8 protein-coding genes are annotated in these 11,406 nt (G+C 70.4%); 2 read left to right on the top strand and 6 right to left on the bottom strand.

The genetic code is table 11. The features are described 5' to 3' along the window. Positions 1–169: 169 nt before the first annotated feature. The 3 genes from VLK66_RS11830 to tesB all read right to left on the bottom strand — a co-directional run bounded on the left by VLK66_RS11830 (position 170) and on the right by tesB (position 4,471). Positions 170–1,159, bottom strand: a complete 990-nt coding sequence (locus VLK66_RS11830; RefSeq protein WP_325309625.1) for a polyprenyl synthetase family protein — start codon at positions 1,157–1,159, stop codon at positions 170–172. 73 nt (positions 1,160–1,232) lie between these two features. Next, positions 1,233–3,335, bottom strand: coding sequence for a tetratricopeptide repeat protein (locus tag VLK66_RS11825; protein WP_325309624.1), 2,103 nt, complete (start codon positions 3,333–3,335; stop codon positions 1,233–1,235). A 254-nt stretch (positions 3,336–3,589) separates the two neighbouring features. Continuing rightward, positions 3,590–4,471 carry an acyl-CoA thioesterase II gene (gene tesB / locus VLK66_RS11820; protein WP_325309623.1) on the bottom strand — a complete coding sequence of 294 codons (882 nt, stop codon included), beginning with the start codon at positions 4,469–4,471 and terminating at the stop codon, positions 3,590–3,592. A gap of 267 nt (positions 4,472–4,738) precedes the next feature. Here tesB and VLK66_RS11815 point away from each other — a divergent pair, with 267 nt between their 5' ends. After that, entirely contained in the window at positions 4,739–5,026 is a 288-nt protein-coding gene (locus tag VLK66_RS11815; RefSeq protein ID WP_325309622.1) for a hypothetical protein, read from the top strand. A gap of 118 nt (positions 5,027–5,144) precedes the next feature. Here VLK66_RS11815 and VLK66_RS11810 read toward each other — a convergent pair whose 3' ends face one another. Next, positions 5,145–6,035 (bottom strand): GAF domain-containing protein, encoded by an 891-nt coding sequence (locus tag VLK66_RS11810; RefSeq protein ID WP_325309621.1) that lies wholly within the window; start codon positions 6,033–6,035, stop codon positions 5,145–5,147. After that, the gene (locus VLK66_RS11805; RefSeq protein WP_325309620.1) at positions 6,032–7,126 is read right to left on the bottom strand and encodes an HD-GYP domain-containing protein; all 1,095 of its coding nucleotides are present in this window, start codon (positions 7,124–7,126) and stop codon (positions 6,032–6,034) included. The genes VLK66_RS11810 and VLK66_RS11805 overlap by 4 nt, the downstream gene beginning before the upstream one ends. A 557-nt stretch (positions 7,127–7,683) precedes the next feature. Here VLK66_RS11805 and VLK66_RS11800 point away from each other — a divergent pair. Further along, the gene (locus tag VLK66_RS11800; protein WP_325309619.1) at positions 7,684–9,549 is read left to right on the top strand and encodes an NAD(P)/FAD-dependent oxidoreductase; all 1,866 of its coding nucleotides are present in this window, start codon (positions 7,684–7,686) and stop codon (positions 9,547–9,549) included. A 733-nt stretch (positions 9,550–10,282) separates the two neighbouring features. Here the strand turns inward: VLK66_RS11800 and ychF are convergent. Next, a complete protein-coding gene (gene ychF, locus VLK66_RS11795; RefSeq protein WP_325309618.1) occupies positions 10,283–11,383 on the bottom strand; it encodes a redox-regulated ATPase YchF in 1,101 nt (366 codons plus the stop codon). Positions 11,384–11,406 lie beyond the last annotated feature (23 nt).

The raw sequence follows: 11,406 nt of genomic DNA, 5'->3' as shown, positions 1-11,406 counted from the left end.
CCGAGAGCAGCGCCCCCAGCAGCAGGCCGATCAGCACCACCACCAGGAGCCGCCCCATCCGCCGGCGTGTCGCGTTCACCATCTCCCCTCCCCCTGCCCCGTTAGGTCCCGAGCTCCGTTCGTGGAGGCCGCGCCCCCTCGTGCCGCGCCTTCGGCAATTGCGGTGCCGCTACCTGCGGCGCTCCACCGCGTACACCACGCTGTCGTGCAGCGCCTCCAGCACCGGCCCCGCGGGGAGCCCCTCCAGCGCGTCGTGTGCGCGCTGCGCCGACTCCAGCGCCTTCTCGCGCGCGTACTCCAGCCCGCCGTGCGCCGCGATCACCTCCACCAGCGCGTGGATGGCCTCGTCCGAGGGCTCGGGGTCGCGGAAGAGTGCCTCGGCCTCGGCGCGCTCGGCGCGCGAGAGCCGCGGCAGCGCGTGGATCAGCGGGAGCGTGACCTTGTGCTCGCGCAGGTCCAGCCCGCTCGGCTTGCCGGTGACCGCCGGGTCGGCCGTGTAGTCCAGCAGGTCGTCGGCCACCTGGAAGGCGCGCCCCAGCTCGGTGCCGTAGCGGGCCAGCGCGTCGCGGTGCTGCGGCGCGCCGGTGAGCGCGCCCATCTCGCACGCGGCCGACATCAGCGACGCCGTCTTGCTGTCGATCAGCCGGAAGTAGTCGTCCTCGCCGAAGGCGAGCGCGTCGTGGCTCACCAGCTGCCGCATCTCGCCCACCGTCATGGCGTTGGCGGCCGCGGCGATCACGCGGATCGGCTCGATCTCGCCCAGCCGGGTGATCTCGGTGATGGAGCGGGAGTAGAGATAGTCGCCCATGATGATGGCGACCTGGTGGCTCCACATCGCGTTCACCGTGGGCATCCCGCGGCGCAGCACCGAGTGGTCCACCGCGTCGTCGTGGACCAGCGTGGCCAGATGGACGAGCTCGATGAGGGCGGCCAGCGTCTCGGCGGTGCGGTTGGCCTCGCCGTTCAGCTGGTCGCAGAGCAGCACCAGCCCCGGGCGGAAGAGCTTGCCGCGGATCTTCAGCAGGTAGTGGTTGACCTCGTCCACGGGGGCGAAGTCGCTCACCACGATGCGGCGGATCTCGTCCACCACCGCATCCAGGCGGTCCTGGACGGGCGCGTGGATGTGGGACAGCCGGATGGGGGCGATGCGCAGCGTCATGCCGTCGGAAGCGCGTGGCTCTTGAAGTTTCGGGTTGGATCGGGGCACAACCTAACCGGGCGTTCCGCGGGTGTCAAAACGGCGCGGCTCCCGTGGCGGCCCGCAGCGCCTCGATCCGGCGCCCCGCGTCGCGGAAGCGGATGTCGACCGAGAGCACCCGCTCGTAGTAGTCCACCGCCTGCCGCGGCCGCCCCATCGCCTCTTCCGAGCGGCCCAGCTGGTACAGCACGCCCACCAGGTCCGCGTCCGACGCGCCCGGGATGCGCAGCGCCCGGTCCAGCACGCGCGCGGCCACCGCGTACTGCCCCTTCTCCACGAAGCACTGGCCCAGGATCTCCAGCGTGGCCAGGGGATTGGCCCCGCCGCGGAGGGCGACCTGGAACTCGGAGATGGCCTCGTCCACCAGCCCCATCTCCTTGAAGGCCAGCCCCAGGTCGTAGTGGCTGGTGGCGTCCTCGACCTCGATGTTCTCGGCCACCTTCTGGCGGAAGTGCGCCAGCATCTCGGCGAAGTCGCGCTCCTCGTCGCCGCTGGGCTCGCGCTCCTCCACCACGAAGCGCGTGGTGGCCTCGGCCTCGTCGCCCATGATCAGCGCGCCCAGGTCCACGTAGTCGGGCGGCGGCGGCGCGGCGGGCGCGGCCGGCTGGCGGGGCGCGGGGCGGGCGGGCGCCGCGGGAACGGAGGCGCGGGCCTCTTCGTTCTGCGGGTCCAGCTCCAGCACGCGCTTGAACACCGCCTCGGCCTTGGGTCCCTCGCCCTGCGCGGCGAAGTGGCGGCCGAGGGCCAGGTAGGCCACCACCTGTTCCTCGCGGTCGCCCGAGCGGAAGGCGTACTCCACCCGCTTCTGCAGCAGCTGCGGGTCGTTGGGGCGCAGGCGGATGAGCGCGGAGATGGGGTCCACCGCGTCGCGGTAGCGCCCGGCCTGCGCCAGCGCGCGGTGCGCGTCGTCCAGCAGCGCGGGAACTTCGTGCCCCAGCCCATGGTCGTGCAGCGTGGCGATCAGCGCCTCGCGCGCCGAGGCGTCGTGCGGCGCGGCGGCCACGCGGGCGCGCAGCTCCTCCAGCCGGTCGGGAATGGGGGATGCGGACGCCGCAGGCGCGGGCGGGGCCGCCGGCGCGTCGAAGTCGATCAGCGGCAGCGGCTCGTCGTCCTCGTCGCCCACCCCCGGCCCGAAGTCCACCGGCGCCTCGTCCAGCGACACCTCGCCGAAGCGCGCGGGGTCGGCCGCGGGCGAGGGAGACGGGGACCGCGCTCCGCGGCCGGACTCGGGCGCCGCATCGAAGTTGATCAGCGGGAGGTCGTCCGGCCCCTCGACGTCGTCGACATCATCGTCGGCGGACGGGGCGCGCGCAGGCGGGGCCCCGCGCCCGGCGTCCAGCGAGGTGTGCTCCAGCCCCGCCAGCGGCTCCACGTCCAGCTCGACGTTCCCGTACTCGATCGCGGAGCCGGAGGAGATCGCATCCACCTCCTCCGTGGGCGCGGGCGGGGCAGGCGTGGGGGCGATGACGCCGTGGTCGAACGCCAGCTCGTCGCTCGCGGCGGCCTGCTGGCGCGTGAGCGGCTCGGTGCTGGCCGTGGGATCGACCGCGGTGATCTGCTCGCGGACCTGCGCGGCCTGCGCCTCGTCGCCGTCGTCCAGCACCACGGAAAGGAGGAGGCGCAGCTGCTCCACCGCCTCGTCCTTGCGGCCGTGCGCCAGCAGCTGGTCGGCCAGCAGGCGGCGGACGTCGGCGGGCTCGGGCGAGACGTCGGCAAACTCCTTCAGCGCGGCGAAGCTGGCGTCCAGCTTCCCGGCCTTGCGCATCCGCTCGGCGTACTCCAGGAAGTTCTGCCGCGCGTCGGCGAAGAAGCCCTTGGCGGCGCTGATCTGGCCCAGGCGCAGGTAGGTCTGCGCGCGCCCGGGCACCAGGCGCAGCACCTTGCGGCAGAGGGCGATGGCGTTGTTGTACAGCCCCACGTCCACGTACGCGTTCACCGCCTGCTCGTACGCCTGCACCGCGCGCTCGGTCTCGTTCACGCGCAGGTGCAGGTCGCCGATGCGGTTCCACGTGCCGATGTCCACGTCGCCGCCTTCCGGGCTCTCCACGAGCTCGCGGTAGGCGTCGATGGCCTCGCGCCACTGGCCCCGCGTCTCGTAGTTGCGGGCCTGGTCCCTCAGCTTTGCGGCGTTTGCCATGGACGACGAAGGTGGGCGCTGCTACGCGGAAGCGTGTGTGAAAAACCCGTTGCGACGATTGAGCGAGGAAGATAGCAGGCGGTGCAAGGCCTTACAAGCAAAGGGGGATGGGGGGCGACAGGGGACAGGGGACAGGACCATCAATGGAGAATGATGATTCCCGTCCCACGCCGGTGCCGCCCGCGCGCGCCGATGCTGGAGAGCAGTCCCGCAGGGACTTCGTGCAGTTGTTGCCGCGAATTCATTCGCCTTCCTCAGCCGCTTCCCCGCAGCCGGATCAGCCCCTCCTGCGCGGTGGACACGGCGAGCGTGCCGTCGCGGGTGTAGATGGAGCCGCGGGTGAAGGCGCGGGAACCCGCGGCGGCGGGTGCATCCATCGCGTACAGCAGCCAGTCGTCCACGCGGCAGGGGCGGTGGAACCAGACGGCGTGGTCCAGGCTGGCGGCCTGCACCCGGCGCATCAGGAACGACAGCCCGTGTGGCAGCAGCGAGGTGCCCAGCAGCCCGTAGTCCGACGCGTACGCCAGCACCGCCTGGTGCAGCACCGCGTCGTCCGGCATCGCGCCCTCGGCGCGGAACCACATGTGCTTCACCGGCTCGCGCACCTCGGGCGCGAACGGGTCCACCGGCGCCACCGTGCGGAAGTCGATCGGCCGGTCCTGGGTGTAGATGCCGCGCAGCGGCTCGGGGATGCGGTCGGCCATCGCGCGCACCAGGTCCAGCTCGCGCGGCAGCTCTTCGGGCGCGGGAACGCGCGGCATGGGCAGCGCGTGCTCGATCCCCGGCTCGGCCACATGGAACGAGGCGGTCATGGTGAAGATCTCGCGCCCCTCCTGGATGGCCAGCACGCGCCGCGTGGTGAAGCTCTTCCCGTCGCGGATGCGGTCCACCTGGTAGACCACGGGCGTGTCCAGGTCGCCCGCCAGCATGAAGTAGCCGTGCAGCGAGTGCGCGGCGCGCCCCTCCTCCACCGTCCGCGCCGCGGCAATCAGCGACTGCGCCAGCACCTGCCCGCCGAACAGCCTCCCCGAGCCGATGTCGCGGTTCTGACCGCGGAACAGGTTCAGCTCCAGCCGCTCCAGGTCCAGCAGCTTCAGCAGGTCCGCCAGCGCCCACCCCGCTTCACCCTCATCCATCCCCATGCTTCTCCCATCCCCCATCCGGGACGATTTTGTCCGACGCTCGGAGCGGGCGAAGATAGCGTGCGGAGGCGGCCGTCCGACAGCCGCGCCGACGCTCACGAATACAGTACATCCACCTTACGCACATGAAGTGGTGCTCTTTCCAGCACAGACAGCTTCGCGTCCAACCGTAATCCACGTTCATAGTTCTTGTATCCGCACACAAGGAGACTTATCGTTACAAAACGCGTGCATTTCAACCATCCCGTTTGGAGGTGGCGCATGAAAAAGCTCAACCTCAGGCCCGAGGATCTTCACGTCGAATCATTCAACGTGGCCGAGGAGGACACGCGGCGTGGAACGGTGCACGCGCAGGAGACCACCATCGACTGCGGCGCGTCGGGCTACGAATCATGCCCGGAATGGTTTACGTGCAAGGACACCTGTGATCATCTGCAGCCGTCCTGCGTGTGGACGCAGTGCTTCCGGCCGCCCTGCGTTCCCGATGGGACCAACCCCACGGTGGACCAGACCTGCGGTCCCACCGACTACCTCTGTTGCCAGCCGTAGGGATATTCAAATTCACAGCACTATCTGAAGTTTGATGACGAAGAGGGGGCGCGGAGATGACCATCTCCGCGCCCCCTCCGCGTCTCTTCTCTACGTCTCCGCGTGAGCTATGACGATGTCAGCCCTTCGCGCCGCCGCCGGCTTCGGGAAGGATGAACCGCCCCTGCGCGTCGAGCGCGACCGGCGCCTCCGCCTCGTCCAGCGTGCGCAGGAGGCGGCTGAGCTCCTCGAGCCGCGCCGCGCCGCCGCGGATGGCCTGCCAGAACTCGGGAACGGGGAGCTTCCACTCCGCGGGGTCGGCCGAGGCGCAGAGCTGCAGGTTCCCCAGGATGACGGCCACCGGCGTGTTCAGCTCGTGGCGCACCGCGCGCAGGATCCCCTGCGCGGCCACGGCGTCGCGAGCCTGGGCCGAGCGCCACGCCTCGATCACCGCGCGGCTGGCGCGGGCGCGCTCGTGCTGGTCCAGGCTGCGCAGCACCCCCGCCGCCAGCGTGGCCGCGAGTTGCAGCGTCGCTACGGCCGGCGCGCCGAACTCCGCGTCGCGGCGGTGCTTGGCGAGCAGGACCACGCCCGCGCGGTCGGTGGGCTGCAGCAGCGGCACGGCCAGCGCCGGCGCGTTCGGCAGCGCCCGCTGGATGGGGAGGTAGGCGCGCGGGTCGGCGCGCAGGTTGGGCGTGGCGCACGGCTGGCCCGTCTGGAACGCCTCGCCCTCCAGCGTGGCCTCGACGGGCACCAGGTCGCCCTCCAGCTGCGCCAGGTCGCCCGAGCCGACCTCGCACTGCAGCAGGCCGTCGTGGCCGGTGGTGTAGAGCGCGACGGAGGCGTCGCCCAGCGCCGCCAGCGCCTCGGCCATGCGGACGAGCGCCCGCTTGCGCTCGGCGGGGCGGGCCAGCGCGTCGGCCACCTCGCCGCAGAAGATGGCGAAGGCGGGCGACTCCTCCGGCGCCGGCCCGGCGTCATCCCCGGGCATGGCGGCGGCCAGCGGCGCGGCGTCCCACGCGGTGCTCACGACAGCACCGGCTCGGCGATCAGCATCTTCTCCCCCTGCCAGAAGCGCGGCGCCACCGGCTCGGGGAACCCCCGCTTGCGCGCGGCGATGAAGGCGTCCACCACCTCGGGGTCGAACTGCGTCCCCCGGCAGCGCAGCAGCTCGTCCACCGCGGCCTCCTCGGGGCGGCGCGGGCGGTACGCGCGGTCGCTGATGATGGCGTCGTAGGTGTCGGCCACCGCCAGCACCCGCGCCTCGATGGGGATCTCGCCCTGGCGCAGGCCGAACGGGTAGCCGTCTCCATCCCACCGCTCGTGGTGGTGCAGCACGGCGGGAACGGCGGAGGAAAGGAAGGAGCTCTGCTCCAGGATGGCCGCGCCCAGCCGGGGGTGCTCGCGCATCACCCGCAGCTCGTCCAGCGAGAGCGCCGACGGCTTGTTCAGCACGCTGTCGGGAATGCTGATCTTGCCGATGTCGTGCAGCAGCGCGCCGATCCACAGCGTGCGCAGCTGGTCGCGGTCCAGGTCCAGCGCCATCCCCACCGCCTGCGCGTAGCGGGTCACGCGCTCCAGGTGCGCGCCGGTGTACCCGTCGCGCGCCTCCACCGCGCCGGCCAGCGACACCAGCGCCTCCTCGGTCAGCCGCTCCAGCTGCTGGCCGAGCTGGGCCACGCGCAGCTCCAGGCACTGCTGGTAGAAGCGGTTCTGCCGCAGCAGCGCCCGCCGCTCCAGCGCCCGGCTGACGGAGATGGACAGCTCCTCCACGTCGTACGGCTTCAGCAGGTAGTCGTCGGCGTTCAGCCGCAGCGCCTGCACCGCCTGCTTGGTGGTTCCCACCCCGGTCAGCACGATGAAGCCGATGGTGTCGTCGGCCTCCTTGCTCTGCCGCAGCAGCTCGATCCCGTCCACGCCCGGCATCAGCAGGTCCGAGACGACCACGTCGGGGGCCCAGCGCGTCATCAGGTCCAGCGCGGCCTGCCCGTCCTCCGCCTCGCGCACGTCGTAGCCGTCCTGCGTGAGCCCCAGCCGGAGCACCTTCCGCAGGCTCTCCTCGTCGTCGACGATCAGGATGCGCGAGTAGGGCCGGCGGTCGGAGTACGGGAGTGCGACCATGTGCAACCTGAGGAACGGGTGGGGGATGAAGATGCCTTCGCGATGCTGCCCGGCTGCCGTCCCGGCGTCGCCTGCCGCGGATCCCCCGCCCCGGGGGCCGGAGCACAGCCCGTGGGGTGGGGTGATGCGGTGATCCGCAACAGATTGTGGTGAACAGGATAACGAACCGTTTCGCGCGCGCAAGGTTCTTGGACGGATCGGGACGCGACGCGAAGCGCTTGCGGAGCCTTCGTTTGCGGCGGCCCGGACCATCATCGGCGCGACGGGCGGGGAGCGGGGAGATGAGCCGCGCCTTCCGCGTCTCCGCGTGAGATCCGAAGGCGGGAATTCGCCATCGCGATGGGAGCCGGGAAAACATCGAATTGCGGGAAGATGGAGATGTCCCCATCTCCGACGCTGTCACGCTCCGTTCCAGCTCCGCATCGCCCCATTGCAGCGGAAACGGGGCGGATGCTGGAGAAACCAGTCATCACGCGGCCGATTCACGTGGCCGCGGGATTGCTCTTCCCGCCACGATGTAAACCCGCCCAACCCTTCACAATCGGAGCGATGCCGTCATGCCGGTCTTCCCCAATCTCCGCCGCACCAACCCGCCCGGGCTGATGCGCGCCACTACCAGCGACACCCCCGTGGTCTTCGTCGACACCCCGGCGATGAACTACGCCACCTGGCTGCAGCAGAGCGGCGACGGCATCGCCCAGCTCCCCGGCGACCCGTCGCAGCTGAGCGTGGCGGTCGTCGGCGCCGGCGCGGCGGGGCTGGCGGCCGCGTACGAGCTGCTGCGCTGCGGGCTGAGCGTCACCCTGTACGAGGCCGGCTCGCGCGCCGGCGGGCGGCTGTACAGCATCGCCGACTCCAGCGGCAACCTGTTCGAGATGGGCGCCATGCGCTTCACCCCGTCGGAGCAGGTGCTGCACTGGTACGCGGGGCTGTTCGGCCTGCAGTTCAGCACCGGCGACTTCCCCGACCCGCTGGGCGCCGACGAGACCTTCATCGCCTTCCAGGGGCAGACGTATGTCTACACGCCGGGCGCGCAGAACCAGCTTCCGCCCAGCTTCCCGCGCGTGAACGACGGGTGGAACGCGTTCATGGACAACGGCTTCACCAGCGCCGACGGCAGCATCTCGCTCACCGCGCCCAAGACCATCACCCAGTGGCTGTCCGCGCCGCAGGGGAACGAGGGGGAGATCGTGCAGGCGTGGCAGGCGTACATCGACGCGTTCGGCAACAGCAGCCTGTACGAGGCCATGGTGCGCATCTTCACCGATCCCAACGCGCCCGGCCCCGACATGAGCCTGCCGCCCGCAGACCGCGTCTGGAACGAAACCGACTTCGAGTTCCTGGGCGCGCTGGGCACCGGCATCGGCGGGTTCGGCCCGCTCTTCCCCATCGGCTTCCTGGACATCATGCGCTTTACCGTGAACGCGGTGGAGACGGACCAGCACGAGCTCCCCTCCGGCGTGGCGTCGATCGTGGACGGCTTCCTGAACCAGCCCGTCGCCCAGCCGAACGGCAACGTCACCAGCGTGGGCGCCAGCCTGTTCCTGAACACGCCGGTGGCCGCGGTGACGCCGGCCGGCGGCTTCGTCACGCTCACCTTCGCCGACGGGACGGAGAAGACGTTCGACCGCGCCATCGTGGCCACCTCGCACCGCTCGATGGAGCTGACGATGGGGCTCGGCGCCCCCGGCGCGCTGGCCGAGCCGGTGGCCACCGCCGTGCGGCGCGTGCACCTGGAGAACTCGTCGAAGGTGTTCGTGGAGTCGGCGGCGTTCTGGGACCAGCCGCAGCCGGGAACGAACCACGACTGGCCGCGCAACGTGGTGGGCGACACCATCCTGCGGAACTTCTACGCGCTCACCTACCCGCAGGCCACGCCGGACACCGGCGCGGTGCTGTTCAGCTACACGTGGGCCGACGACTCGGTGAAGCCGCAGACCCTCACCGACCCGCAGGCGCGGCTGGCGCTGCTGCTGCGCGACCTGGCCACCATCTCCCCCGAGCTGCGGGACCAGGTGGAGACGAGCATGGACCCGGCCAGCGTGCAGATCATCGACTGGCAGAGCCAGCCCTACTTCTTCGGCGCGTTCAAGCTGAACCACCCGGGCGAGGACCCGTACGTGCAGGCGATGTACTACGATTTCCTGAAGGCGGGAACGCAGGAAGACACCGGCGTCTACATCGCCGGCGACAGCGTGGGCTTCCTGGGCGGATGGGTGGAGAACGCCTTCCAGACGGGGCTGAACGCGGCCGCGGGCGTGGCCGTGTCGCTCGGCGGCACCCTCGTGGCCGCCCCGTCCAGCCCATTCGCCCAGCTGAACCCCAACACGTACGACTACGTAGTCCCCGGCTCCGCGGGCGCCGAGCGCAGCGCAGACCCGGTGATCACGGCGGAGCGCCCGCGGCGCGGCGCGCTGGTGTAGCGGGAGATGCGGCTGGGAAAGGCGAATGAATTCGCGGCAACAACAGCACAAAGTCCCTGCGGGACTGCGGCCCCGGCATTGTCTCGCCCCGCGGCACCGGAGCACGGAGCCGAACCGCAGACCGACGTCATCCTGAGCCTGAGGCCGGGCAAGCCGTAATCCCGGATCTGGCAATCATCTGTGCATTACAAACGCACAGAGAGACGTCATCCTGAGTCGAACACCGCGCTGCGCGCGACCATGGCGGATGAAAGGAGATTGGTCGTGAGCGCTGATGCCACAGAATGAGCGGATCAGCCTCGCGCAGTTTGCGAGGCTTCCCGTAGTTGTTGCTGCGACGCTGCGACTTCAGTCGCCGGTGGGGGGCCAGGCCGCGAACTTTCTATTCAGGCCGGCCACACGATCGTCGCCCCGGCACGAGCGGTTGCAGGCCGAAGGATCTACAGGCGAGGTCGCACGTGCGCTTCCGGATTGCACGATCGATCCCCAAATTCGGTATAGGGTGAACAAAGAAAATCAGGGCAGCAGAGGCGGTTTTCCTCTGCTGCCCTGATCTTGTTTGGGCCTCGACACATCGCGGATGAGATCGAGGCGCGATCCGCGTTGGACGTGCTGGACAGACTATGGATCCTTCGGCCTGCAAGCGCTTGTGCGGAAGCGGGCTGAGGCGTGGCCGGCCTCAGGATGACGTCTTTCAGAGACGGAACACTACCCGTCCCTCGCCCGCTCCGGATCAGACGTTGAAGCGGAAGAGGAGGATGTCGCCGTCCTTGACGACGTATTCCTTGCCCTCGCTGCGCATCAGCCCCTGCTCGCGGGCGGCCTTCACCGAGCCGGTCTTCACGAAGTCGTCCCACCCCACCGTCTCCGCGCGGATGAAGCCGCGCTCGAAGTCGCTGTGGATGACGCCCGCGGCCTCGGGGCCCTTGGCGCCCACGCGGATCTCCCAGGCGCGGACCTCCTTCTCGCCGGCGGTGAAGTACACCTGCAAGCCGAGGAGGCGGTACCCCTCGCGGATGAGCTTGTGGAGCCCCGGCTCGTCCAGCCCCAGCGACGCCAGGAACTCCGCGCGCTCTTCCTGCGGCAGCTCGGCCAGCTCGCTCTCGATCTTGCTGGAGATGGGGATCACGTGCGCCGTCTCGCCGCTCTCCTCCACCGCCCTGCGGAGCGCGCGAACATGCTCGTTGTCGCCCTCCGGCAGGTCGTCCTCCGACACGTTGGCCAGGTAGAGCACGGGCTTGCTGGTGAGCAGGTTGAAGCCCTTCATCACCTTGCGCTCGTCGTCGTCCATCTCCACCGCGCGCGCCGAGCGGCCCTCGCCCAGCGCGGCCACCAGGCGCTCCAGCAGCCCCAGCTCGGCCCTGGCGTCCGCGTCGCCGCCGCGGGCGGCCTTGCGCACTCGCTCCAGCCGCTTCTCGGCCACGGCCAGGTCGCTCAGGACGAGCTCCAGGTTGATGACCTCGCGGTCGCGCACCGGGTCCACGCTCCCCATCACGTGCACCACGTCGGGGTCGTCGAAGCAGCGCACCACGTGCACCACCGCGTCGGTCTCGCGGATGTTGTTGAGGAACTGGTTGCCCAGCCCCTCGCCCTCGCTGGCGCCCTTCACCAGCCCGGCGATGTCCACGAACTGCACCACCGCGCGCACGGTGCGCTGCGGCTGCACCTTCTCGGTGAGCAGGTCCACGCGCGGGTCGGGCACCTCCACCATCCCCACGTTCGGCTCCACGGTGCAGAACGGGTAGTTGGCCGCGTCGGCGCCCGCCGCGGTCAGCGCGTTGAACAGGGTGCTCTTCCCCACGTTCGGCAGCCCCACGATCCCCAGCTTCAGCATATCTCTAACGGTCGCAATCGAAT

The sequence above is a fragment of the Longimicrobium sp. genome, assembly GCF_035474595.1.
Classification (GTDB): domain Bacteria; phylum Gemmatimonadota; class Gemmatimonadetes; order Longimicrobiales; family Longimicrobiaceae; genus Longimicrobium.
The sequence above is the reverse complement of the archived record's forward strand: the minus strand, read 5'-3'. Positions and strand labels throughout refer to the sequence as shown.

Coding starts and splice junctions, on each gene's coding strand:
- VLK66_RS11830 (WP_325309625.1), bottom strand. CDS start 1,159: ATGACGCTGCGCATCGCCCCCATCCGGCTGTCCCACATCCACGCGCCC.
- VLK66_RS11825 (WP_325309624.1), bottom strand. CDS start 3,335: ATGGCAAACGCCGCAAAGCTGAGGGACCAGGCCCGCAACTACGAGACG.
- tesB (WP_325309623.1), bottom strand. CDS start 4,471: ATGGATGAGGGTGAAGCGGGGTGGGCGCTGGCGGACCTGCTGAAGCTG.
- VLK66_RS11815 (WP_325309622.1), top strand. CDS start 4,739: ATGAAAAAGCTCAACCTCAGGCCCGAGGATCTTCACGTCGAATCATTC.
- VLK66_RS11805 (WP_325309620.1), bottom strand. CDS start 7,126: ATGGTCGCACTCCCGTACTCCGACCGCCGGCCCTACTCGCGCATCCTG.
- VLK66_RS11800 (WP_325309619.1), top strand. CDS start 7,684: ATGCCGGTCTTCCCCAATCTCCGCCGCACCAACCCGCCCGGGCTGATG.
- ychF (WP_325309618.1), bottom strand. CDS start 11,383: ATGCTGAAGCTGGGGATCGTGGGGCTGCCGAACGTGGGGAAGAGCACC.